We start from the raw sequence: 22731 nt of genomic DNA, 5'->3' as shown, positions 1-22731 counted from the left end.
TCGGCCGGAAAATCGCCAGGTCGCTGAGAAGTCGCTCTGGGTCACAAAGTTCCACGGGAGGAAAAGTTGCGGCTGCTCGTCGTCGAGGATGACAAGGATTTGAACCGCCAGCTCGTGTCCGCCCTGGAGCAGTCGGGCTATGCGGTCGACCGCGCCTTCGACGGCGAGGAGGGGCATTTTCTGGGGGACACCGAGCCCTACGACGCCGTCGTGCTCGACATCGGGCTCCCCAGAAAAGACGGCGTGACCGTTCTGGAGGAGTGGCGCCGGGCGGGCCGGACCATGCCGGTGCTGATCCTGACGGCGAGAGACCGCTGGAGCGACAAGGTGCAGGGCTTCGACGCCGGGGCCGACGATTACGTCTCCAAACCCTTTCACATGGAGGAGGTGCTGGCCCGTATCCGCGCCTTGCTGCGACGCGCCAGCGGCCACGCCACCAATGAGATCGTGTGCGGCCCGGTCCGGCTCGACGCCAAGGCGGGGAGGGTGGTCGTCGACGGCGCGCCGATCAAGCTGACCTCGCACGAATACCGGCTGCTCTCCTATCTCATGCACCACGCCGGGCGGGTGATCTCGCGCAGCGAAATCATCGAGCACATGTACGACCAGGATTTCGACCGCGATTCCAACACCATCGAGGTCTTCGTCGGCCGCCTGCGCAAAAAGCTCGGGGTCGATCTGATCCAGACGGTGCGCGGCCTCGGCTATCTGGTCGAAGCGAAATCGCCCGGCGATGAAAAAACCGGACTTGCGACGGAGGGCGGAAAGCGCGGCGGGGGCGGGGGATAGGCTCGCCGATGCGCTTTCCCGATTTTCTGACGCGGTCGATCGCGCGCCGGCTGTTTTTCACCGCGGCTTCGCTCAGCCTTGCGGTGCTGCTGGTCGCCTCCCTGCTTCTCACCCAATATTACCGGCGCAGCGCCGAGGACGTTTTCGAACGCAGGCTCGAAGTCTATCTGCGCGCCATCGTCGCGGATGTCTCGCTCTCTGGCGAGGAAGGCCGCAGCGGGCCCGGCCAGCTCGGAGATCCGCAGTTCGAGCTGGCGCGTTCCGGCTGGTATTGGCAGATCACGCGTCTCGACGACGACGTGCATGAGATCAAGGCGTCGCGCTCGCTTTTTGCGGCCCAGCTGCCCAAGCTGGCCGATCTCGGCGTCGCCGCCGAGGCGGGCGGGGTCCGGCGCGGCGTCGCCCGCGGCCCCGACGGGCGCATGCTCCGCATCGTCGAGCGGGTGATCGACGTCGGGGACATCGGCATCTATCTCGTTCAGGTCGCCGCCAGCGCCGAGGAGACCGAGCACGACATCGACCGCTTCCGCTTTGCGCTGATTGTCGCTTTCGGCCTGCTGGGAGGAGCCCTCGCCGTCGCCGCGGCCATTCAGGTGAGCTACGGGCTGCGGCCGCTGCGCCAGTTGCAGGGCGAGCTCGCCGCCATCCGGCGCGGCGCCGGGGACCGCATCGCCGGCCGCTATCCGAGCGAGGTCGCGCCTCTCGTGGACGAGCTCAACCTGCTGATCGGCGCCAATCGCGATATCGTCGAACGCGCCCGGACCCAGGTCGGCAATCTCGCCCATGCGCTCAAGACGCCGCTCAGCGTGATCGTCAACGAAGCGGACGCCGCGCCCGGACCGCTCGCCGAAAAAGTGGGCGAGCAGGCCGCGATCATGCGCGACCAGATTTCCTTTTATCTCGATCGCGCCAGGGCAGCCGCGCGAGCCGGCGCGATCGGCTCCACGACGCAGGCGCAGCCGATCATCGCCGCCCTGCTGCGGACCTTCGAGAAAATCTACGCCGAGCGGGGGGTGAGCTTTTCCGGCGCGGCCGCGCCCGAGCTGTGGTTTCTGGGCGAACGCCAGGATCTCGAGGAAATGGTGGGCAATTTGCTCGACAACGCCGGCAAATGGGCCGCCCATGAGGTTTCGATCGAAGTCGCCCGGGAGCCCGACCCCGCCGGTCACGGGCGCTTCGTTCTGCTTTTCACCATAGACGACGACGGCCCCGGGCTCGCCCCGGAGCTGCGGGCGGCGGCGACCGAACGCGGGCGCAGGCTCGACGAAACCAGGCCCGGCTCCGGCCTCGGCCTTTCCATCGTCACCGATCTCGCAGCCGCCTATGGCGGATCGCTGCAGCTTGGAGCCAATCCGCGCGGCGGGTTGAGGGCGCAGTTGCGGCTGCCGGGCTTTTGACGACGCCTCCCGCTTCCGGCATAAAGGGTCAAGCTTCGAATATTTTTAGAGGAATGACCATGCGGAGCGCCCGTTTGCCCGCTCGCGGACAGAGCCTGGGAGGCGGCGGCGGGATTTTCCCGTCCGTCATGGCGTCGCTTTTGCTGGCCCTGCCTCTCGCCGCCTGCAATTCGTCTGCGCCGCCACCGGTCGCGGCGGTCGCCGCGGCGCCGGAGCCGCCCGCTCCGGGCGTAGTGGGCGGCGGCGTGGGCCGCGAACTCGACGAAAAAGACAAAGCGGTCGCCATCGCCGCCCAGCAGGAGGCGGTAAGCTCGGGCTCCGTAAAGAGCTGGAAGGGCGGACACGGCGCCTATGGCTTCATAACGCCCGGACCGGAAACCGCCGGGGCCGGATGCCGTGATTACACCCATAAGATTTTCATCAACGGAAGGCCGCAGGAGGGGAAGGGCCAGGCCTGCAAGAGTGGCGACGGCTGGCGCGTGACGAGCTGACAGCGGAACGCCGATGCGCCTGATCCTTGGGCTTGCCCTCCTCTTCGCCGCGCTCGCGGGCGGCTCTTATCTCCTGTTCCAGGGCGCCCTCGATCCCTCCGCCGACATCGTGCAGGCGGAGATCGCAGGAGCGCATTTTTCCTTTCTCGCGGGATATGCGCGCGACGAATCGACCGCCGTCGGCGGATTCACCGATCGTCTCGCCTTCGTGGCCGTATTTCCGGAGTTTTCGCCGCCCTCGCGCGCTGATGCGAAATCGGCTTCGAATCGCGCCCGCGACACGGTTTTCGTCACGCTTTCCGCCAAGGACGACACGCTGGATCCGGCCGATCGGCCGGCCCGTCTTTATGCGCGCTTTCTTCAGGCGGAAGCCGAGGCGGGGCCCGCCGGCCTCGTGCTGCGGCGGTTTGAAAAAGGCTCTCCCTATGAGGTCGAGGAACTCTACCTCGCGCCTCCGGACGGCAGGGAGTTTTTTGCGCGCTGCCCCAAAACCCCGCTCGAAGAGGGCGGACCGGCAGAGGCGTGCCTGTTCGTGTTTCGTATCGGCGGGCTGGACGTAGAGCTGCGTTTCTCTCCGTCCCTGCTGGATCATTGGGAAGCCCTGAACGAAGGCGCCAGAGGCTTCGTTTCCAGGTTACGCGCCCGCAAAAAGCAGGCGGCTCAGTAATCGTCGAGATCGAAGTCCAATATGGCGATCTGCAGCGTGTAGCTCGAGCCCTTGGCGTCGTCTGCGGAAATTATCCCCAGGAAGTCTTCGCCGCTGTTCAGCTCCACCGAATCGGTCTTGCGGCCGCGCGGCGCTATCGTGAGCCGGTCGTTTTCGAACAATTTGCGCAGGTAGGATTGCAGCACCTCGCGTCCCACCGGAATCTTCATCGCGAAAGCGAAAGACCGGTCGCCGTCTTCGTCGTCGACCTCGATCGCGGCGATCTGGCGCTCGCCGAGCTGCACGGCGGCGTTGTCGGGATTCTTGCGGTCCGGCGTCACTCTGATCGCGTCATTGCCGAGAGAGCGGCGCAGAAACGCCTGCAGCTTATGCAATTCCGTCTTGTCCAACTTCCCCCTCCGGGTTTGCGATCCGTCGGCAGGCTGTGCCACGAATCCCGGTCTCACCGCAAGCAAATCCGGACCTTGGCCTCACCATCCTGAAAGGCGCAAAAAAACGCCCGGAGCTTCGGCTCCGGGCGTGTGCGAAGATTTCGGCGCGGCCCCCTTCGCGAGGAAGGGGCGCAGCGATGCTCATGGCTTATTGCCCTTCGCCCTTCAGGCGTTTGTTGCATTCGCTCCAGAATTTCGGCCAGCTCGCCTTGGGGTCGGTCTTGCGGATTTCAGCCTTCTTGGCTTTCCACTCGACGCCGCATTGTTTCTGACGGTCGCGGGCGGCGGCCTGTCCGGAAGTCGCGGGCTTGGCGGGCGCGGCGGCGGTCGACGGCGCGGAGGGAGCCGCAGGCGCCGCGGAAGGAGCGGGAGCCTGAGCCGGCATCGTCATGGGGGCCGGAGCGGGAGCCGAGGCTGCGGGCGGGGGAGCCGCCGGAGCAGCGGGAGCCGCAGGGGCGGCCGCGGCCGGCGCCGCGGGCTCGGCGATGCGGGTGCGGCAGGCCTTCAGATATTCCTGCCAGCTCTGGCCGTTGAGCTGATTCGCCGCCTTGGCCGCCTGATATTGCGAGCCGCATTCCTTCAGGACGTTCGCCTGAGCCTGCGCCTCGCCCGTGGCGGCGGCGGCGAAGGCGAGAGCGAGAGCGAACAGGCCGGCGGCGGCCGTGGACATAGCTGGACGGATCGACATTAAATTCTCCCCCCTGATGGACGAGCCGTCTTGGTCCGGCGGCCTGCCCAGGATAGAAACGATCGGCGAAACAAAAACCTCGTTGCAGGGCGCGAAACAGGCTAACCCCACGCGATGGCCGCGCACGACGGGACGATAATCCCAAGGCCGCCATGAACGCAATCTGAACCTGAATCGACACAATCAGAAGTCAGCATTTTGTCGCGTCGAGGGAGTGTCGTGATGATTGAGGTTCGACCGCGGGAAAACCCGCGCGCCTGGCGCGACGCCGGCGTGGTCGCGCATTCCGACGGCAAGGCGCGCTGTCCGTGGTGCGGCTCGGACCCGCTTTATGTCGCTTACCACGACCAGGAATGGGGCCGCCCGGAATTCTGCTCCCGCGCGCTGTTCGAGAAGCTCATTCTGGATGGTTTTCAGGCGGGGCTGTCCTGGATCGCGATACTGCGTAAAAGGGAGGCTTTTCGCGCCGCTTTCGCCGGCTTCGACCCCGAACGCATGGCGTCGTTCGACGCCGCGAAGCTCGAGGCGCTGATGGGCGACCCCGGAATTGTCCGCAACCGCGCCAAGATAGAAGCCGCGATCTCCTCGGCGAGGGCCTGGTCGGCGATAGAGGAAAAACAAGGCTTCTCAGCCTATCTGTGGGACTTCGTGGACGGGCGCCCGATCCTCAATCACCCCCGCAGCACCAGCGAGGTCCCGGCGCAGACGGCTCTCTCGGAGCGCCTCGCCAAAGACCTCAAGGCGCGCGGCTTCAAATTCTGCGGGCCCACCATCGTTTACGCGTTCATGCAGGCCGTGGGCATGGTCAACGACCATCTGGTGGATTGCTGCTCTCGCGAGCCCGGCCCTTGAAAGGCGGCCTGGCCGCGGTCGAATATGGGCTTTGATCTCGATAATATGGGAGGCCAGCATGCAGGAACGCGATTTCGCCCATTGTGATCAATATATCGATAGCCGGCTGATAAGCGCCGACGAGGCGCAGGGCGGGACAATCGAGGCCAATAAGGCGGCGGGCCTGCCCCAGATCGACGTTTCGCCGGCGCAGGGGAAATTTCTCTATCTGCTGGCGCGGTCGATGGGAGCGCGAAATATCCTCGAGATCGGAACGCTCGGCGGCTATTCCACGATCTGGCTGGCGCGGGCGCTCCCGCCGGGCGGAAGGGCCATCACGCTGGAATACGACCAAAAACACGCCGAGACCGCCAGGGCGAACATCGCGCGGGAGGGCCTCGGCGACCGCGTCGACATTCGAGTCGGCGCTGCGCTCGACCTCCTGCCGAAGCTCCAGGAGGAGGGCTTCGGTCCGGTCGATTTCTTCTTCATCGACGCGGATAAGGAAAACAACGCCGATTATTTCGACTGGGCGCTGAAATTCGCGCGGCCGGGCAGTCTTATCGTGGTGGATAATGTGATCCGCGCCGGCGCCGTGGCTGACCTCGCCAACAGCGATTCGACCGCCGTCGCCGCCCGGGCGCTGTTCGAGCGCGTGAGCGCCGAGCCTCGGGTCTCCGCCACCGCTCTGCAGACGGTAGGCTCGAAGGGTTGGGACGGTTTTCTTCTGGCGAGCGTAAATTAGGGCCCGTCCCTCGAAGGGACCCCTGATTTTTGCGGCTCGGGGATCAGGGATCGGCGGGTAAGTCGTCCGATCGCATCGCACGAAGAGTCGCGCCCGGCGGAGTAACCGCCGGGCTCTCGCAGGTCAGGCCTCGAACGGGGCGGGTTGCCGGGCTTCCTCGTTCTGCCGCGCGAGCAGCGCGCCGTCCGGCCCGAAGAATTCGGCCTCGATCTTCTTGCCGTTTTCGTCGTAGCGCCAATGGATGCGCGCGGCGCCGAGACCCTTGCGCGGGGTCGGCTTGCCATCGGCGCTGAAATAAGCCTCCTCGACCTGATTGCCGTGCTGGTCGTAGCTGCGCGCCACCCGGGCGGCGCCGAGGCTCTTGCGTTTGATGGGCTTGCCGCCGGCGTCGAAATAGGTTTCCAGCACTTCGACGGTATGGGCGGCGGGGATGGCGGGCATGGCCGCGGCCGACGCTTTTGCCGCGCGGCCCCGACGCGGCGAACCGCCCCGGCCCATTGGAGTGGGTTGTATATAAGACATCTTCTAGCTGACCTGACGCGGAGTCCGCCTCGGCGAGCATGTTTGCTCTCGCCGCAGGTTACCGGCTCGCATTGGAGGAAGCGGCGCCCATGAGGGCTATGACGCAGTTCCCTGAGGCCTCGCGGCCTCAGTCGGGTCAGGTAGAGGGCGGCGCACGCGATCCAACCGGCAGCGTTGGACGATGAGCGGGGTCCGATTCGGTTTCGGCGGCCCAGGCGGTTTCCGCATAGGCCGAAGGCGGAGCCCCCGTCGCCCACGGATTCGCCGGGGGAACGCCTGCGCCCGAGAAATGGAACACGCAGCATTTGTCCGCATGTCCGCGGGACTGGGCGGGGAGCCCGGGGGCGTTCTCGTTTTTCGCTTTTTCGCCGGAAAGACAGATGGCGCTTGCGAAAAGGCCGATCTGCCCGGTTCTGGAGCTGATCGAGTAACCGACTGCAAATCCCTGCAAGACAAGCAGATAGGCGACGAGCAGCGAAGCTGTCGTCGATCCGAACTGCCATGTCTTTTCGGTTCTGTTGATCATCCGCCTGCGAAAATATGCCGACCCCCGGCCGGGGTCAATGACAGGTGAGGCGCGGCTTAAGGTCGCCATTCCTCATTTTGCGCGCCGGCCTGCTCCTGGTTGCGGTTGTAGTCGATCACGCCGAGCAGGGTGCGCAGGGCTTCGACGACCCCCGTGTTCGTCGCCGCGGACAGAGCGAGGGGAGCGGCCCGCCGGTCTCCGTCCTGCAGCGGCGGTCCGGCCGAAGCCATGGCGCGCTTGAGGCGTTCGCGCTGCTTCTTGAAATGTTCGGGGTCCACTGCGTCGACCTTGGACAAAGCGACGATTTCCAATTTGGCGTCCAGCCCCGCGCCATAGGCCTCCAGCTCATGGCGGACCGTCTTGTAGTCGCGTCCCGCATGTTCCCCGGTCGCGTCGACGAGATGCAACAGCACCCGGCAGCGTTCGACATGGGCGAGGAATCGGTCGCCGAGCCCATGGCCTTCGTGAGCGCCCTCGATCAGGCCGGGAATGTCGGCCAGCACGAATTCGCGGCCGTCCTGGCGCACCACGCCGAGGCCGGGATGGAGGGTGGTGAAGGGATAGTCGGCGATCTTGGGCTTGGCCGCGGTGACGCTCGCGAGAAAGGTCGACTTGCCCGCATTGGGCAGGCCGATCAGGCCGGCGTCGGCGATCAGCTTGAGGCGAAGGACGATGGTCAGCTCGACGCCCGCCTGGCCGGGATTGGCCCGGCGCGGCGCGCGGTTGGTCGAGGTCGTGAAATAGGCGTTGCCGAAGCCGCCGTTGCCGCCTTTGCAGATGACCACGCGCTGCCCGACTTCGGTCAGGTCGGCGATCAGCGTTTCCTCGTCTTCCTCGAATATCTGGGTGCCGACCGGAACCTTGAGAACGGCGTCGGCCCCGCGCCCGCCGGCGCGGTTCTTGCCCATGCCGTGCATGCCGGTCTTGGCCTTGAAATGCTGCTGATAGCGATAGTCGATCAGCGTGTTGAGCCCGTCGACGCATTCGGCCACGACGTCGCCGCCGCGCCCGCCGTCGCCGCCGTCGGGACCGCCGAATTCGATGAATTTTTCACGCCGGAACGAGACGCAGCCGGCCCCGCCGTCGCCCGAGCGCACATAGACCTTGGCCTGATCGAGGAACTTCATTGTTTACGCGCCACTCTGTTTGCGACGTCGGCGTCTGCGATGACGATGCGTTCGGTTTTCCGACCTCGCGCGAATTTTTGCTGCGGAAAATAGCGGCTCAGCTCGATGTGAGCTTGGGCCGCCGCGAGCCGAACATCGTGCGCGCGCCTCCGCGGGTCAGACGGCGCCATTCGACCTCGACCTGGCCGCCGCGCGCCGGGGCGTCGAGCCCGCCGCGACCGGCGGGAACGAAGCCGAGCTTCTCCAGCAACTGCAGAGAGGCCGGATTCTCGGGCAAAGCCGCAGCCGCGATCTCGTCGATGGTCGTGATGCCGAAGACGAGGTCGAGGAAGACCCCCGCGGCTTCCCCCATGAAACCCTGGCTCCAATAGGGGCGCCCGAGCCAGTAGCCCAGCGTCGCGACCAGACGTTTGTCCGGAGAGTATCCTCTCGCCAGAGACGAGCGGCCTTCGCCGACCTTTTGCGCGGCGATGACGCCGATGGCTTCGTTGGGGCGCTTCTTGGGCGCGATCGTCAGCGTCAGGCCCGAACCGTCGGCGTTACTGGAGCGCGCCGCCAGAATGAAACGCTCGGCATGGTTGGCTTCATAGGGATAGGGGATCGTCGCGGTCTGGCGCGCGACCTCAGGGTCGCCGGCGAGCCTGACGAAAATCTCCGTATCGGCAGCCCGTGGCCAGCGCAGCCACAGGCGCTCGGTCTCGAGCCTGAAAATGTCGTCGCGGGTGACTTCGGGAAACATTCAAAGGCTCCAAGCGCAAGACCGAAAGCACGTACGGAAAAAGGGAAGCGGCCCCGCTCCCCCTTTCGCCTTGAAGGCCTTTCGGACTTTCGCTTGAAGCTTTCGCTCTGGCTCGGTTTTCACGACTGCGAAGACCAAAAGTCCGCCGGGGGTTCTGGGGCCGGCGGAGAGTCTTCTTGAAGAGCCTCCGCCTATTCGGCTGCTACGGCCGGGACGACCGATACGCTGGAGCGTCCCCTCGTGGATTTGAACAGCACCTTGCCCTCGACGAGTGCAAAGAGCGTATGGTCCTTGCCCATGCCGACATTGTCGCCGGGGTGCCATTTGGTGCCGCGCTGGCGAACGATGATATTGCCGCCGATCACCGATTCGCCGCCGAATTTCTTGACGCCGAGGCGCCGGCCGTCAGAATCGCGGCCGTTGCGGGACGAGCCGCCTGCCTTTTTGTGAGCCATTGTTCCGCTCCGAGAATTCTAAAGCAGCGCTGCGCGCGCCGCTGGAAAGGGATTGCGCGCCATCGGCGCGCCTGTTTCGTCTATAAACCAAGCGGCGCGGATTTTCCACGCCCTATCTTGGTTCAGCCCTCGATCGAGGTGATCTTGACGCGGGTCAGATCCTGGCGATGGCCGCGCTTGCGCTTGGAGTTCTGGCGGCGGCGCTTCTTGAAGGCGATGCTCTTGGGGCTGCGGGTCTGCTCGGCGATCTCGCCCAGAACCTTCGCGCCCGCGACATGCGGCGCTCCGATGGTGGCGGCGCCTTCCTTGGAGAGGAGCAGCACTTCCTCGAAGGTCACGGCGGTTCCGGCCTCGCCCTCGAGGGCCATTACGGTGATGATGTCTCCGGCGGCGACGCTGTATTGCTTACCGCCGGTCCTGATGACTGCGAACATCGTTTTTTCCTGTGTTCGTTCCGGCTCTGGCTTGGCGCCGGCCGGCTTCTTTGCAGTGGACCGAATTCGCTTCGTTCTTCGCGCGCTCTTGCGTCGCGACAAAAGAAAAACGCGGCGAAAACGCCGCGCCGAAGCACAGTCCAGCTAACCCAGTGAGAAGGGAATGTCAATCACGGCGCAGAGGCTTTTTCACGGCTCCGGACGCCCGCCGCGCCAAATGGCGCGAAGGTTGCTTTCCTCCTCGCCGACGGCCGTCGCCCTTCGAGGCGCCCGCCAAAGGCGACAAGGATACAAAGATGAACGAGCTTTACGTGATCTGCCGCGCGATCCAAATCGAGGACGGGCAGGTGTCGGGTTTCACCCTGATGCGCGCCGAACCGACCGGGGAGCCCAAGCCCTGGCGCATCATGATCACGCGCAAGGGCGCCAATGTCTATGGCTATGAAAACGTCTGCCCGCATCAGGGCGAGCGTCTCGACGGCAATAATCCGGGGAATTTCCTCGACGAGGACGGCAATTTCATCGCCTGCAGCGTGCATGGCGCGATGTTCGACCTCGACAGCGGCGAATGCTTTATTGGCCCCTGCAAGGGCAAGAACCTCTCTCAGATCCAGCTCGTCGTCGACGACGGCGATGTCTGCGTCACCGGGGTGGAACTGGCGGAGGACTGATCACTCCGCCGCAATACGGCAGGATGAGGCGTCGAGCTTCCGGGTCACGGCGGCGAGTTCTTCGTCGTGGATGTCGAGCCGCAGCAGGTGCTCATAAGTGTTGCGCACATAGGCGGGATTGTCGCCGAAGACGCCGCGGGCCCCGGATACGAGCCGGATCACTTCATCAAGCGGCAGCCGCCCGGCATATTGCTCATGGTCGCGGTCGGCGACATAGGCCAGGGCGGGAACGGTCGCGCCATCGGAAAAGCGGGCCGGAAGGGTCTTTTCCAGATAGACCGAGGTCACGAGCTCGCGCTCGCGCAAGTAGCAGAGAGTTTCCTCACGCCTCTCGGCCGCGACGCGAAAAGCCACGCCCTGGCAGGAGCCGCCATGGTCGAGGCCCAGCACGAGGCCGGGGCGCTCCGGCGTGCCGCGGTGGACATGGGAGAAAATGCAGAGCGAGCGATGATAGCCCTGCACGTCGGCGAGGGCGCTCTCGACATATTCGAAGCCCGGCTTCCAGATCAGGGAGCCATAGCCGAACACCCAGAAATCGCCGTCCGGGCGGGATGAAGGGGCGTTGCAGAAATGGGCTTTGCTCTGATGATGGATCGATGAAGCCACGCCGTCCCTCTTTTTTGGGCGAAAAGGCAGCCAGTTTCTGGCGCAAAACGCTGTTTCGGCGCCAAACGCTCCGGCGCCTCGGGCTTTGGGAATAATTCCGCCGGGGTAGTTTCTGGCAAGTTAAAAATTCGGCGCTCCGCTGCGGCGGATGGTCCCGTCTGGAGCCGCTACCCACAACATATTGACTCGGAATTCTTGCAATCGCCATCCTTTTGTGTCGCTGATTGGTCATGAAGTTCCAACGGCTCCGCCTTCTCGGGTTCAAGAGTTTTTGCGAACCCGCGGATTTTCTGATCGAGCCGGGGCTCACCGGCGTCGTCGGGCCCAACGGCTGCGGCAAGTCCAATCTGGTCGAAGCCCTGCGCTGGGTGATGGGCGAAAGCTCTTATAAAAACATGCGCGGCTCGGGGATGGACGACGTCATCTTCTCGGGTGGCGGGTCGCGTCCTGCGCGCAATCTCGCCGAGGTCTCGCTGCTGCTGGACAACAGCGAACGCCTGGCGCCGGCGGCCTTCAACGACTCTGAATCGATCGAGGTCACGCGGCGCATCGAGCGCGAGCAGGGCTCGGTATATCGCATCAACGGCCGCGAGGTGCGCGCCCGCGACGTGCAGCTGCTGTTCGCCGACGCCTCCACCGGCGCGAGATCGCCCGCGCTGGTGCGCCAAGGCCAGATCGGCGAGATCATCTCGGCCAAGCCCCAGGCGCGTCGCCGCATTCTCGAGGAAGCGGCCGGCGTCGCGGGTCTGCATTCCCGCCGCCATGAGGCCGAGCTGCGCCTGCAGGCGGCCTCGGAAAATCTCACCCGGCTCGAGGACGTGCTGAAACAGGTCGACAGCCAGGCCGACAGCCTGCGCCGTCAGGCCCGCCAGGCCGGCCGCTACCGCGTCATCGCCGCGCAGATTCGCCAGAACGAAGCCCTCGCCGCGCTCATCAACTATCGCGTCGCCAGCGAACAGCTCGCCCAGGTCGAGCGCAAGTTGGAGCAGGATACAGCTGCGGTGGCCGAGCGAACGCTGGAACAGGCGGCCGCAGCGCGCGAACAGGCGCTCGCCGCCCATGAGCTGCCGCCCCTGCGCGAGAAGGAAGCCGAAGCCGGAGCCGCGCTGCATCGGCTCGTCGCCGCCCGCGACGCGCTCGACGGCGAGGAGCGCCGGGCCAAGGAGCGCATCGCCGAGCTGACCCGCCATATCGACCAGTTCTCCCGCGACCTTGCCCGCGAGCGCGCGCTGATCGAGGACGCCGACGAAGTGGCGCAGCGGCTGGAGGAAGAGCGCGGCGAGCTGATGGGCGCCGATTCCTTCGACGCCGACCGCGAGCGCGAGGCGCAAGGGGAAGTCGCCCGGATCGAGGCCCTGCTGGCTGCGACCGAGGCCGAGCTCGCCACGGCCCAGGAGAGCCTCGCCGGCGTCAACGCGAGGCGGGCGTCGCTGGAATCCTCGATTTCGGAAGAGAATCGCCGCGTTGCGCGTTTCGAGGCCGAACTGACGAGGCTCGAAACCGAATTCGCCCTGATCGCCACTCAGGGCGGCGGGGCCGAGGAGCTGGCGCGGCTGGAGCAGTTCTATGAGCTGGCCCTGGAGGAATCCCAGGCCGCGGACGCCGCCGTAGAGGAGCGCGAGGAGGCCCACAGGCAGGCCCGCGAGGGCGAGACCGCGGCGCGGGCGCCGCTGGAGGCGGCCGAACGCCGCGCCCAGCGCCTGGAGACCGAAGTGCGCACGCTGGAGAAGCTGCTGCAATCGGGCTCGGGCGGGCTTTGGGCGCCGGTGCTGGAGCAGATCGCCGTCGCCAAGGGCTATGAGACCGCGCTCGGCGCAGCGCTCGGCGACGATCTCGACGCTTCGGCGGAAACTTCCGCTCCGGCCCATTGGGCGCTGACCAGCGCGGGGGGCGATCCCGCTCTGCCGCCCAATGTGCGGCCCCTGAGCGAAGTGGTGCAGGCGCCCCCCGCCCTGGCGCGGCGGCTCGCCCAGATCGGCGTTGTGCTGCGGCAGGAGGGCGCGAGCCTGCGCGGCCAGCTCAAGTCCGGCCAGCGCCTCGTCTCCAAAGAAGGCGACCTCTGGCGCTGGGACGGATTCACCCAGGCGGCCGAGGCTCCGACCGCCGCCGCCCGTCGCCTTGCGGAAAAGAACCGGCTGGAGGACTTGCGGGCCGAGGCGGCCGTCGCCAGGGCCCAGGCCGACGAGGCCGCGCAGGAGGCCCAGTTCGCGGCCGAAGCGGCGCGCGAAGCCGCCCTGTTCGAGACCGAGGCGCGCTCCGCCCAGCGCTCCGCCCGCGCCCGGCTCGATGAAGCCCGCGAGCGTCATGGGGCCGCCGAGCGGCGCTTCGCCCAGATCGCCCAGCGGCTCTCCGCGCTGGAGGAGGCCAAGGCGCACACCCTCGCCAATCGCGACGAGGCGGCGCAAAAGCGCGACCAGCTTCTCTCCGCTTTGGAGAATCTCGACGAGCCCGCTTTTCTCGCCGGGGCTCTGGACAGCCTGCGCTCGAAAGCGATGGCGGAGCGGGCTCAGGCCAGCGAAGCTCGCGCCGGTCTCGCCTCGCTGCGCCATGAGGCCAGCGCCAGGGCTTCGCGCCGCGCCGCCATATTGCGTGAGAGCGCTTCCTGGACCGAGCGTCGCGACAAGGCGCAGGACCGTATTTCCGAGCTCGAGGAGCGGCTGGAGGCGGCCAAGGAAGAGCAGGTGGAGCTGGCCGAGGCGCCGGAGACCTTTATCCTGCAGCGGCGGCAGATTCTCTCGGCCATCGAGGCCGCCGAGGCCGGGCGCCGCGAGGCTTCCGACGCCCGCGCGATGGGCGAGAAGAGACTCGCCGAAAGCGACCGGGCCGCGCGCGCCGCGCTGGAAAAAATGAGCGCCGCGCGCGAGGAGAAAGCCCGCAGCGAAGCCCAGCTCGAGGCCGCGCGCCAGCGCGCCGCCGATGTCGAGCGGGTCATCGTGAACGAACTCGACGCCACGCCCCAGGCGCTCTACGGCATGGCGGGGATCGCCGTCGGCGACCCGCTGCCCGCGGCCGCGGAAGTCGAGCGCCGGCTGGAAGGTTTTCGCGCCGACCGGGAAAGGCTCGGCGCGGTCAATCTGCGCGCCGAAGACGAACTCGCCGAGATCGAGGAACGTCAGGGCAAGATGTTCGCCGAGCGCGACGATCTCGCCGAGGCGATCAAGAAGCTTCGCGCCGCCATCGCCAATCTCAACAAGGAAGGCCGCGAACGTCTGCTCGCCGCCTTCGACAAAGTGAATGCGCATTTCAAAGAGCTGTTCACGCTGCTGTTCGACGGCGGCACGGCCGAATTGCAGCTCGTCGAAAGCGACGATCCGCTGGAGGCGGGGCTCGACATTCTCGCCCGCCCGCCCGGCAAGAAGCCCCAGACAATGACGCTGCTTTCGGGCGGCGAGCAGGCGCTGACGGCGATGTCGCTGATCTTCGCGGTGTTCCTCACCAACCCGTCGCCGATCTGCGTGCTCGACGAGGTCGACGCCCCGCTCGACGATTACAATGTCGAACGCTTCTGCGACCTACTGGAGGCGATGCGCAAGAAGACCGACACGCGCTTCGTCACCATCACCCACAATCCCATCACCATGGCGCGCATGGACCGGCTGTTCGGCGTGACGCAGGCCGAACGCGGCATCTCCCAGCTGGTTTCGGTCGATCTGGAGCAGGCCGAGAAGTTTTTGCTCGCGAGTTGAGGCGAGCGAGCTAATCCCGATAGCGCTCGGCGGCGTCGCCGAGCGCCTGCTTCAAGGAGCCGAGCCAGGGTTCGAAGCGCCGCCACTGGGAGATTCCATCCCGGAAGATCGGCTGCCGCACCTGTTCCGAGCTCGGCGTGTTGATCGCGCGCCGGCTGCGATGGAATTCCAGACAGGCCGGGTCGAATTCGAGGTCGCAGAAGGTCAGGATGCGGCGCACGCTCGTTTCGAGGTCGTCTACGACATCCTCATAGCCGACGCGCAGCACGCGTCCCGGCAGCGCCCGGTCCCAGTGGCGCATCAGCTCCAGATACATCCCGTAGTAACGCGCGATATCTTCGGCGCCGTAGCAGAAGTCCTGGCCTCTCGCGTAGAACTGCCTCAGATTGCTCACGCAGCAGGCCATCGGCTCGCGCCTCACGTCGATGATCCTGGCGTTCGGCAGCATCAGCTTGATAAGGCCGATATGGCGGAAGTTGTTCGGCATCTTGTCGACGAAACGCGGCCGTCCCTGCCGATGGATTCGCGTCTCTTCGAGATAGCGGCGCCCGAGCCGCTCAAAGAGGAGCGGGTCCAGCTCCGGCAGCAGCTCGGGATAGCGCTTGCCTTCGCGGTCCGGCTCCTGCCGTTGCAGCTCCGAGACGATGCGGGGAATGTCGCCGAGCTCCTGGGTTCCGTCGACGTCGGGGTGGGAGGCCAAGATCTGCTCGATCAGCGTCGAGCCGGAGCGGGGCAGGCCGACGATGAAAATCGGGTCGCGGTCCGGCGCGCCGGCGCCGGCGCGAGAGGCGAAGAAATCCTCGTCGCATACCTCGATCAGGCGGCGGGTCTGATCCTCCAGAGCTTCGGGACGCCAGCCGTTCTTTGCGCGCATCAGCGCATTGCCGCGCTCGTAACAGGCCCATGACTCGCCATAGTCGCCGTGGTCCTCCAAAGCCTTTCCGAGCGCAAAGCAGAGATGCGCGCGATCGGGCAGGGGCAGGGCTTCGAGGCGCCGCATGCGTTGGATTTCCGCGTCGGCGAAACGATAGGTCTTCAGATTGGCGAGGCTCCAATAGGCGTCGCCGATATTGGCGCGGCCGGCGGCGGCGTCGCGATAGGCCTGCACCGCTTCTTCGGCCCGGCCGAGCGCTTTCAGCGAATGGCCCAGCACGATGCGCAGATGGTTGCGTTGCGGCGTCTCGTCGAGCAATTGCGCAAAAATCGGGACCGCTTCCTCATGGCGCCCGAGGCCGGCGAGGATGGTCGCGAGAAGAAATCGGGCCTCGGGATCGGAAGGCGCGGCGCGCAGCCGCAGCTGCGCCTGTTCCAGCGCCGCGGCGTAAGTCTGTCGCTCTATCAGCACGCGCACATAATCCAGCCGCGCGTCGGCATAGTCCGGCGCTCGCTCCACCACCTCGCGCAGCAGGTTTTCGGCGCGATCCGTGAGCCCACGCGCCTGCGCGATTCTCGCCAGCAGGCGAAGCGCCTCGACATGCCTTCCCTGCGCGGCGACATAGTCCGTCAGCAGGCGTTCGGCGGCGGCGCGCTCGCCATCGCAGAACAGGCCGCCCGCCTCGACGATCTGAGGCGGAAGCTCGTTCAGCTTTTGAAGGCGTTGCGTCGCGATCGCCGCTTTTTGCGATTCTCCGGCCGCGCTCAGCAGGACTTCGAGCATCGCCCAGCTTTCCGCCAGGGCGGGATTGAGTCCTACCGCGCGCTCGAAACATTCGACGGCGCGCGCGGAATCGGCGAGCGCGAGACGGCAATGCCCGCGCTCCTGATACAGACGGCCATAATTCGGGCGCGTCCGCTCCAGCGCGTCCAGAGCTTCGAGGGCGCTTTTCTCCCGGCCGAGCAGCCGCTGGTTATGCGCCGACCAATACAGCGCCTCGGGATGGGAGGGCTTGCGCCGCAGCATCGCGCCCGCCGCGGCGAGCGCATCGTCATGAAGCCGCGCTCGCGTGAGCTCATGAATGCGGCGCAATTCGTCGGCGTCCGGGCCGCCGTCGCGAGCTTCTGTCATCCAAGCTTCACCTTAGCTTCACGCCCTCGCATTGCTCGGCTCCTACAGCATCGCGCGCCGGGCGGACTCCCAGAGTGGGCGCCGGCCAGCCGGCGTCGACCCAGGTCGCGCGCCGCATCGTTACTTGGGCGGGGAAGGATTTCTGGTGAACAATACTGATAGACGCCAGTTCATGCAAATACTGGGCATGGGCGCAATGGCGAACACGCTCGGCTCGAATGTCGCGAAGGCGCTTTCGATTCCGGCCAACAACCGCACCGGCACGATCAAGGATGTCGAGCATATCGTCATCCTGATGCAGGAGAACCGGCCGTTCGACCATCACTTCGGCACGCTGCGCGGCGTCCGCGGCTTCGCCGATCCGCGCGCGGTCAAGATCAACCTGCCGCTGCAGGCCGGCGGATCGGCGAAGGCTTCGGTGTTCCTGCAGCCGGCCGGCGCCGCCAATGTTTCCGCGGGCTTCAGCGTTCCCGCGGGTTCCTACGGCGGTCCGGCCAATGGCGTGCCGGTGATCCCGCCCTTCCGCATCGATCCTTCGAAGATCAGCTCCGGCCTCACCAGCCTCGGCCTCAGCTACATCGGCGGAACCGGCCATGGCTGGAGCGACACCCATTATGCCTGGAACTGGGGCCAGTACGACGGCTGGGCGGTCGTGAAGGGCCCGATGGCCATGAGCTATTTCACGCGCGACGACATTCCCTATCATTTCGCGCTGGCCGACGCCTTCACCGTGCTCGACAACTACTATTGCTCGATCATGGGGCCGACCAATCCCAACCGGTGCTATCTCTGGACCGGCTGCGTCGGCAACGTCGATTACCTCGGCGCCGGCGGCACCGACGGCCATGGCCTCGGCCCGGTCACCGGCAACGGTCTGCCGCAGGGCTATTATCTTTCCTGGGAGACGCTTCCGGAAGTGCTCGACAAGGCGGGCGTGACCTGGAGGATCTATCAGGATCTCGCCGGAGCCACTTTCGCGCCGGACTTCGGCGACGGAGGCGCCTCCGATAATTTCGACGGCAACTACACCGACAACTCGCTGCTGTATTTCGGACAATATGCGGCGTCGAGCCCGGGCAGCTCGCTGTTCGACAACGCCTGCACCGGCACGCAGCTCGTGAACAACCAGCCGCCGGCCAATTCTCCCGACTCGGCCTGGAAGAACTGGACCCTCGGCCTGTTCGACAAGTTCAAGGCCGATGTGCAGAAGGGCAAGCTGCCTCAGGTTACCTGGCTGCTCGCGCCGATGGGATATTCGGAGCATTCCGACGCCCCGGTCAACTACGGCGCCTGGTATATCTCCAAGGTTCTCGACATTCTGGTGTCGAACCCGGAAGTGTTCAGCAAGACGGCGTTCATCGTCAATTACGACGAAGCCGACGGCAGCTTCGATCACGTCGTTCCGCCCACGCCGCCGGCGGTCTCGCCCGCGACGCCCGACATCGGCGCCTCGACGGTCGACTATCACAATGAAATCGTCACGACCTCCAAGCCCAACGCTCCGATCGGGCTCGGAACCCGCGTGCCCTGCCTCGTGATCTCGCCGTGGAGCAAGGGCGGCTACGTCAACTCCCAGGTGTTCGATCATACCTCGACGATTCAGTTCATCGAGAAGCGCTTCGGCGTCTATGAGCGCAACATCTCGCCCTGGCGTCGCGCCGTCTGCGGCGACCTGACCTCGGTGTTCAATTTCAAGAACCCCAATCACGACAAGGTCTCGCTGCCTTCGACCGACGCCTATCTGCCGCCGGCCGGAGAACTGTCCGGCGCCGTCAGCCCGCCCGACGTCAAGGTCACGATGAACAATGTGATCATCGGCGTTCCCGCGCAGGAAAACGGCATCCGCCCGGCCCGTGCGCTGCCCTACGAGCTGAGCGTCAGCGATGTGGTCAACGCTTCCGCTGGAACGATCGAGCTGACCTTCGTGAACACCGGCAAGGCGGGCGCGGTGTTCCAGGTTCGCTCGGGCGCCGCGGCCGATTCGGTGCGCAATTATACGGTCGAAGCCGGCAAGACTCTTTCGGGAAGCTGGCAGGTTTCCGGCTCCTATGATCTCACCGTCTACGGCCCCAACGGGTTCATCCGCCACTTCAAGGGCAGCGTCGGCCTCGGCGCCTCCGAGATCGCGGTGGTCGCCCAATATCAGTCCCCCAGTTTCCATGCCGAACATGAGATGGGGGAAAACAGCGTCATCGGGCTGACGCTTCACAATGTCGGTCTGCGCAACGCCAACGTCACCCTGCTCGACGCCTATTCCGGCGAGAAGGTCACCCGCCTTCTTCGCCCGGGCTCGCAAGCCGAGGGCAAGCTTCCGCTGGAGCGCTTCCATGGCTGGTACGACTTCGTCGTCACGGTCGCGGAGGATGCGAGCTTCGAGCGCCGGCTGTCCGGGCATGTCGAGAATGGACGCGACAGCTTCTCCGATCCCGCTATGGGCGGACTCGTGACGCTGAAGGCGTAAGCCTGTAAAACGATCGACGGCCGCGGCTTGAAAACAAGGCGCGGCCGTTTTTGTTTTTTACTTGTTGGTATCGCGCAGGATGGCGCCGCGGCGCTGCGTTGATTACATCCGCAGCGTTCTCTGGTTGCGCCAAATCAGCGCGCTGTCTTCACGCGTCCGGCGCTTCGCACGACGACGAAATCCCCCGCATTTCCAGAGACCGCGGGCGGGTCGTCGAAGGACACCGGGAAATAATCTATCCTGAGCGTCTCCGGGCGCGCCGTCACCGTCAGGAAGCCGGCGTTCAGCACGTCGAAGCTTTCGAGCCGCACCTCCGGCAAGGTGGTCCGGAACGGCAGTCGCTCTATCGCCAGCCCTCTTTGCAGCTTGTGCAGCGAGCGGGACGAATTGGCGAAGCCGCCCGCGCCCGCGATGACATAGGGCGTCGATCTTTCCTGAAAATCGCGCGAAAATCTCTGGTAGCTGTGCACATGTCCCGAGAGGACGGCGTCGGGGATGCGGCCCGCGCTCGCGAAGGCCGCGTCCATCGCCGCGAGGATTTCGACATAGCCGCCATGGGTCTCGTCGAGCGAAAAACAGGGATGATGCGCCGCGACGACAAGCCATTTGTCCTGCGGCGTCGCTCTCAACTGCTCCGTGAGCCAATCCTGCTGGCGCCTGTCGCCGCGCCGGTCCAACTGCCCGTCGATGTTGGAATAGAGCCCGATGATATGAACGAAGGGCGCTTCGAGCTTCCAGTAGCAATAGGGCTGCGTCATGGTGGAGCGATATTTGAAAAAGCGCTTCGGCGCGGGGCTGCAGAAATTCTGCATGAAGCCGGAAAGCGAGGGCTCCGGCTCGCGCTCTCCATGAGACTCCACCGCGGTCTCGCCGTCATGGTTGCCGGGAATGGCGAAGATCGGGGCGTCGTAATATTGATAGGGCTCGTAAAACTGCGCGACATATTGGCTGCTGGCGCCGCTCAGATAAACGATGTCGCCGAGGTGAAACAGAAACCTCGGGCGCTCGCTTTTCTCCGCCCTCGCGATCTGGTCCTGCATCGCGGCGGCGACCGCATTTTGCGTCTCGGCGCCGTGGATGCCGCCGGTGTCGCCCAGCGCATGAAAAACCATGGCGCCTGCTTTTTCGGCTTCCTCGGTCACGCCGCGCAATATGCGCTCCAGCGGCAGCGAGAAATCCGGCCGAGCCACATGGGGCAGCGGCTGGAACCGCGGCTGCTCGGGGAGATTGGTCACCGGATTGCCGGGTTCGGGCGCCGGCTTTGCAAAGAGCGAGCCCAGAATCTTCCTTTCCACGGCCTGACCCCCGAAGGTTTGAATCGACCCTGCGAGATATGTGCGGCGATGACGACGACAAGGCGACATCGGCTCGCCTTTGTTTGCGAGCTTCTTTAGGAAAGGGCAGGGCGATCGGCGCAGGGCGCTTACCCTCCCCTTGAGGGCACTCAAGGGGAGGGTCGCCGCCAGGGCGCATTCCGCAAAAGTTGACAGACTTTTGCGATAGGAATGCGCCCTGGCTAGGCGGCGGGGTGGGGTGAAGTGCAGCCTCATTTTGCGCCTTCTCCCCGCAAGGGGGAGGCGCCCTGAGGGCGGAGAACGTACATTTTTCTTCGCGGGCAGTATCGAAAGCAGCCCTTTTTCAACGCGGGTCTCGACAACAGGAATGTGGGATGGGCGGGTCGATATGCTGCCTCGGCAGCATCAATGCGGACATAACTTTGCTGTTGGATCGCCTTCCCGAGCGGCACGAGAAGCTGGCGGCGCAGCGGGCTGCGATCGGCGGCGGCGGCTCGGCCGCCAACACCGCCGTCTGGCTGGCCCGGCAGGGGGCGAGGACCCGGATGCTCGGCTGGGTGGGAAACGACCCGCTCGGCGCCATGGCGCTGCGCGATCTTGCAGCCAATGGCGTCGATACCCGCGGCGTCAAGCTCTTGCCGGTCGCTTCGCCTTTCGCGGTCTGCCTTTCTCCGCCGGACGACAAGCGCATTATCTTCAGCCCCGTGGTGGAGGCGGCCTGGACGCCCTACGACGCGATGAGCTTCGACGAAGACGTCGCCTGGCTGCACACGACAGTCTGCGACGCCGAACTCCTGGCGAGGGCCAGAAGCCTCGCCTCTGCGCGCGCTTTCGCCATCTCGCTGGAATTGGACGGCCGATATGATCCGGCTTTCGCGAGGGCGGCCAATGTCCTCTTCACCAATCAGGACGAATTGGCGCGGGTGCTGGGCACGGAGGACCCGGTCGGGTTCATCGCCCAAAGGCACAAGGACGACGCCGCGGTCTGGTTCGTCACCCAGGGCGAGCACGGGGTTTGCGTGATTGCGGCGGGAGAGGTGAGCAGAGTGGCTTTTCCCCCGGTCGAGCCGATCGATCGCACCGGCGGCGGCGACGCCTTCAACGCCGGGGTCATCGCGGCGCTGATGTCGGGCTCCAACGCAAAAGCTGCCGCGGCGGCCGGCCTAAAGCTCGCCGCCCAGGCCATCGGCCGGCTGGGGGCGAGGTAGGGGGCCCTTGCGCCGAAACGCTTCTTGCGAGAAAGCGCGAGGCAGTTCGCAAGAAGCGCTCGAAGTCTTCAGGGCCGATCACTCTGGCTGATAAGTTCGCGTCATTGCGACCGCGAGCGCAGCGAAGCGGGAAGCAATCCAGAGCCGCTCCAATCCTCCTGGATTGCCGCGTCGCTGCGCTCCTCGCAATGACGGCGGAAACTCTATCAGTGCGGCGTGAAGCGGGTCTCGATGAAATAGACATTGCGAACCTGCAGCGGATCGTAACGAACCACCAGCGTGTCGATGCCCAGGAGTCGAGGGTCGGTAAGCGTGACATTTTGCACGACGCGCGAATTGACCGTCACCTGCACCATGTCGGCGATCGGATTGCCGAAGTGGTATGCGTAAAGCGTGAAGGTCACAGGCGTCGACGTGCTCGATTGTCCCGTTACAAAGAGCTTTAGACCGGTGAGGTCGAATTGTTTTCCGGGGAAAGTCGCCGCCGGCAAAGTGAACACGCCGCCGTCATTGTTGGCGATGTAGAGCCCGTTCTTGCTGGTCTGAATATCCCAGCCGTTCGGCAGCTGATGACCGAGAGCGGAAAAGGTCAGCCCCGTGGCGTCCACCGCCGTGCAATTGGGGCAGCCGGTGGTCGTTGCGGTGGTGAAGGTCGCGGTGTCGGCGTGAGCCGTCGCCGCGGCAAGAGCGAAGAAGGCCGCGAGTGCGGCAAAGCCCGAGTGCTTAAGGTTCATGTTGGCCTCTTGATGGTCTCGTGGTTTGGCGCAATTAATGCAACGCCTCAGGCGCGCCTGCTGCGGGTAACAGCTTTTTCTTGCCCTGGCAGCGTGGCCATTAGCCGCCCGCGAAGCCAATCAAGGAACTGAGCTAAGACGTTCTGGCGCCATAATTATTTGAGTGGCGCTGTGGGGGCGGCCCTTTCGTTTCTAGCCTTGCCACTTTCGAACTCAGGTCCTT

22 protein-coding genes are annotated in these 22731 nt (G+C 65.4%); 10 read left to right on the top strand and 12 right to left on the bottom strand.

Annotated features, from left to right (window positions below; genetic code table 11):
- The first annotated feature begins 66 nt into the window (after positions 1–66).
- From H2LOC_RS12125 to H2LOC_RS12110, 4 genes are read left to right on the top strand one after another with little or no spacing between them, the layout of a single operon-like run.
- On the top strand, positions 67–789 hold the full coding sequence (locus H2LOC_RS12125) for a response regulator transcription factor (RefSeq protein ID WP_246206811.1): 723 nt from the start codon (positions 67–69) through the stop codon (positions 787–789).
- Positions 790–797: 8 nt separating this feature from the next.
- Complete coding sequence (locus H2LOC_RS12120) at positions 798–2186, top strand: sensor histidine kinase (protein ID WP_136496630.1); 1389 nt, start codon at positions 798–800, stop codon at positions 2184–2186.
- Between the two features lie 59 nt (positions 2187–2245).
- A complete protein-coding gene (locus H2LOC_RS12115; protein ID WP_246206810.1) occupies positions 2246–2677 on the top strand; it encodes a hypothetical protein in 432 nt (143 codons plus the stop codon).
- A 13-nt stretch (positions 2678–2690) separates the two neighbouring features.
- A complete protein-coding gene (locus H2LOC_RS12110; protein ID WP_136496628.1) occupies positions 2691–3344 on the top strand; it encodes a hypothetical protein in 654 nt (217 codons plus the stop codon).
- Here H2LOC_RS12110 and H2LOC_RS12105 read toward each other — a convergent pair.
- Complete coding sequence (locus tag H2LOC_RS12105; RefSeq protein WP_136496627.1) at positions 3338–3733, bottom strand: DUF3126 family protein; 396 nt, start codon at positions 3731–3733, stop codon at positions 3338–3340. The genes H2LOC_RS12110 and H2LOC_RS12105 overlap by 7 nt on opposite strands.
- 190 nt (positions 3734–3923) lie before the next feature.
- Positions 3924–4463 carry a hypothetical protein gene (locus H2LOC_RS12100; RefSeq protein ID WP_154331646.1) on the bottom strand — a complete coding sequence of 180 codons (540 nt, stop codon included), beginning with the start codon at positions 4461–4463 and terminating at the stop codon, positions 3924–3926.
- A gap of 222 nt (positions 4464–4685) precedes the next feature.
- Between H2LOC_RS12100 and H2LOC_RS12095 the strand changes: the two genes are divergently transcribed.
- Positions 4686–5315: a DNA-3-methyladenine glycosylase I gene (locus tag H2LOC_RS12095; protein WP_154331645.1), complete on the top strand. Its 630-nt coding sequence runs from the start codon at positions 4686–4688 to the stop codon at positions 5313–5315.
- A 58-nt stretch (positions 5316–5373) separates the two neighbouring features.
- Positions 5374–6039 carry an O-methyltransferase gene (locus H2LOC_RS12090; RefSeq protein ID WP_136496624.1) on the top strand — a complete coding sequence of 222 codons (666 nt, stop codon included), beginning with the start codon at positions 5374–5376 and terminating at the stop codon, positions 6037–6039.
- A 123-nt stretch (positions 6040–6162) separates the two neighbouring features.
- On the opposite strand, the gene H2LOC_RS12085 is transcribed toward H2LOC_RS12090, so the two are convergent.
- The 6 genes from H2LOC_RS12085 to rplU form a co-directional block, all read right to left on the bottom strand.
- Positions 6163–6480 (bottom strand): hypothetical protein, encoded by a 318-nt coding sequence (locus H2LOC_RS12085; protein WP_246206809.1) that lies wholly within the window; start codon positions 6478–6480, stop codon positions 6163–6165.
- A gap of 217 nt (positions 6481–6697) precedes the next feature.
- A complete protein-coding gene (locus H2LOC_RS12080; protein ID WP_136496623.1) occupies positions 6698–7087 on the bottom strand; it encodes a DUF2946 family protein in 390 nt (129 codons plus the stop codon).
- Positions 7088–7143: 56 nt separating this feature from the next.
- Positions 7144–8214: a GTPase ObgE gene (obgE, locus tag H2LOC_RS12075; protein ID WP_136496622.1), complete on the bottom strand. Its 1071-nt coding sequence runs from the start codon at positions 8212–8214 to the stop codon at positions 7144–7146.
- Between the two features lie 97 nt (positions 8215–8311).
- Positions 8312–8953, bottom strand: a complete 642-nt coding sequence (locus H2LOC_RS12070) for a GNAT family N-acetyltransferase (RefSeq protein ID WP_136496621.1) — start codon at positions 8951–8953, stop codon at positions 8312–8314.
- Positions 8954–9144: 191 nt separating this feature from the next.
- The gene (rpmA, locus tag H2LOC_RS12065; protein ID WP_136496620.1) at positions 9145–9408 is read right to left on the bottom strand and encodes a 50S ribosomal protein L27; all 264 of its coding nucleotides are present in this window, start codon (positions 9406–9408) and stop codon (positions 9145–9147) included.
- Positions 9409–9530: 122 nt separating this feature from the next.
- Positions 9531–9842, bottom strand: a complete 312-nt coding sequence (rplU, locus tag H2LOC_RS12060; RefSeq protein ID WP_136496619.1) for a 50S ribosomal protein L21 — start codon at positions 9840–9842, stop codon at positions 9531–9533.
- A gap of 296 nt (positions 9843–10138) precedes the next feature.
- Between rplU and H2LOC_RS12055 the strand changes: the two genes are divergently transcribed.
- Positions 10139–10513 (top strand): Rieske (2Fe-2S) protein, encoded by a 375-nt coding sequence (locus H2LOC_RS12055; RefSeq protein ID WP_136496618.1) that lies wholly within the window; start codon positions 10139–10141, stop codon positions 10511–10513.
- Here H2LOC_RS12055 and H2LOC_RS12050 read toward each other — a convergent pair whose 3' ends face one another.
- Entirely contained in the window at positions 10514–11107 is a 594-nt protein-coding gene (locus tag H2LOC_RS12050; protein ID WP_136497091.1) for a gamma-glutamylcyclotransferase, read from the bottom strand.
- A 242-nt stretch (positions 11108–11349) separates the two neighbouring features.
- Here H2LOC_RS12050 and smc point away from each other — a divergent pair, with 242 nt between their 5' ends.
- Positions 11350–14805: a chromosome segregation protein SMC gene (gene smc, locus H2LOC_RS12045; protein ID WP_136496617.1), complete on the top strand. Its 3456-nt coding sequence runs from the start codon at positions 11350–11352 to the stop codon at positions 14803–14805.
- A 10-nt stretch (positions 14806–14815) separates the two neighbouring features.
- Here the strand turns inward: smc and H2LOC_RS12040 are convergent, their stop codons facing one another.
- On the bottom strand, positions 14816–16810 hold the full coding sequence (locus tag H2LOC_RS12040) for a tetratricopeptide repeat-containing sulfotransferase family protein (RefSeq protein ID WP_136496616.1): 1995 nt from the start codon (positions 16808–16810) through the stop codon (positions 14816–14818).
- A 145-nt stretch (positions 16811–16955) separates the two neighbouring features.
- On the opposite strand from H2LOC_RS12040, the gene H2LOC_RS12035 reads away from it, so the two are divergent.
- Positions 16956–19271: a phosphocholine-specific phospholipase C gene (locus tag H2LOC_RS12035; RefSeq protein WP_154331644.1), complete on the top strand. Its 2316-nt coding sequence runs from the start codon at positions 16956–16958 to the stop codon at positions 19269–19271.
- A gap of 134 nt (positions 19272–19405) precedes the next feature.
- Here H2LOC_RS12035 and H2LOC_RS12030 read toward each other — a convergent pair whose 3' ends face one another.
- Positions 19406–20566, bottom strand: coding sequence for a metallophosphoesterase family protein (locus H2LOC_RS12030; RefSeq protein WP_162009758.1), 1161 nt, complete (start codon positions 20564–20566; stop codon positions 19406–19408).
- 374 nt (positions 20567–20940) lie between these two features.
- Between H2LOC_RS12030 and H2LOC_RS12025 the strand changes: the two genes are divergently transcribed.
- Positions 20941–21774 carry a carbohydrate kinase family protein gene (locus tag H2LOC_RS12025; protein ID WP_136496614.1) on the top strand — a complete coding sequence of 278 codons (834 nt, stop codon included), beginning with the start codon at positions 20941–20943 and terminating at the stop codon, positions 21772–21774.
- A gap of 206 nt (positions 21775–21980) precedes the next feature.
- Here H2LOC_RS12025 and H2LOC_RS12020 read toward each other — a convergent pair whose 3' ends face one another.
- The gene (locus H2LOC_RS12020; protein WP_136496613.1) at positions 21981–22508 is read right to left on the bottom strand and encodes a hypothetical protein; all 528 of its coding nucleotides are present in this window, start codon (positions 22506–22508) and stop codon (positions 21981–21983) included.
- Positions 22509–22731: the final 223 nt, after the last annotated feature.

The organism is Methylocystis heyeri, assembly GCF_004802635.2.
In the GTDB taxonomy this organism is placed as follows: Bacteria; Pseudomonadota; Alphaproteobacteria; order Rhizobiales; family Beijerinckiaceae; genus Methylocystis; species Methylocystis heyeri.
The sequence above is the reverse complement of the archived record's forward strand: the minus strand, read 5'-3'. Positions and strand labels throughout refer to the sequence as shown.

Excerpts from the sequence above, each read along its gene's own strand:
- H2LOC_RS12120 (WP_136496630.1), top strand. The coding sequence starts at position 798 with ATGCGCTTTCCCGATTTTCTGACGCGGTCGATCGCGCGCCGGCTGTTT.
- H2LOC_RS12115 (WP_246206810.1), top strand. The coding sequence starts at position 2,246 with ATGCGGAGCGCCCGTTTGCCCGCTCGCGGACAGAGCCTGGGAGGCGGC.
- H2LOC_RS12110 (WP_136496628.1), top strand. The coding sequence starts at position 2,691 with ATGCGCCTGATCCTTGGGCTTGCCCTCCTCTTCGCCGCGCTCGCGGGC.
- H2LOC_RS12100 (WP_154331646.1), bottom strand. The coding sequence starts at position 4,463 with ATGTCGATCCGTCCAGCTATGTCCACGGCCGCCGCCGGCCTGTTCGCT.
- H2LOC_RS12095 (WP_154331645.1), top strand. The coding sequence starts at position 4,686 with ATGATTGAGGTTCGACCGCGGGAAAACCCGCGCGCCTGGCGCGACGCC.
- H2LOC_RS12090 (WP_136496624.1), top strand. The coding sequence starts at position 5,374 with ATGCAGGAACGCGATTTCGCCCATTGTGATCAATATATCGATAGCCGG.
- H2LOC_RS12085 (WP_246206809.1), bottom strand. The coding sequence starts at position 6,480 with ATGCCCGCCATCCCCGCCGCCCATACCGTCGAAGTGCTGGAAACCTAT.
- H2LOC_RS12080 (WP_136496623.1), bottom strand. The coding sequence starts at position 7,087 with ATGATCAACAGAACCGAAAAGACATGGCAGTTCGGATCGACGACAGCT.
- obgE (WP_136496622.1), bottom strand. The coding sequence starts at position 8,214 with ATGAAGTTCCTCGATCAGGCCAAGGTCTATGTGCGCTCGGGCGACGGC.
- H2LOC_RS12070 (WP_136496621.1), bottom strand. The coding sequence starts at position 8,953 with ATGTTTCCCGAAGTCACCCGCGACGACATTTTCAGGCTCGAGACCGAG.
- rpmA (WP_136496620.1), bottom strand. The coding sequence starts at position 9,408 with ATGGCTCACAAAAAGGCAGGCGGCTCGTCCCGCAACGGCCGCGATTCT.
- rplU (WP_136496619.1), bottom strand. The coding sequence starts at position 9,842 with ATGTTCGCAGTCATCAGGACCGGCGGTAAGCAATACAGCGTCGCCGCC.
- H2LOC_RS12055 (WP_136496618.1), top strand. The coding sequence starts at position 10,139 with ATGAACGAGCTTTACGTGATCTGCCGCGCGATCCAAATCGAGGACGGG.
- smc (WP_136496617.1), top strand. The coding sequence starts at position 11,350 with ATGAAGTTCCAACGGCTCCGCCTTCTCGGGTTCAAGAGTTTTTGCGAA.
- H2LOC_RS12040 (WP_136496616.1), bottom strand. The coding sequence starts at position 16,810 with ATGACAGAAGCTCGCGACGGCGGCCCGGACGCCGACGAATTGCGCCGC.
- H2LOC_RS12025 (WP_136496614.1), top strand. The coding sequence starts at position 20,941 with ATGGGCGGGTCGATATGCTGCCTCGGCAGCATCAATGCGGACATAACT.
- H2LOC_RS12020 (WP_136496613.1), bottom strand. The coding sequence starts at position 22,508 with ATGAACCTTAAGCACTCGGGCTTTGCCGCACTCGCGGCCTTCTTCGCT.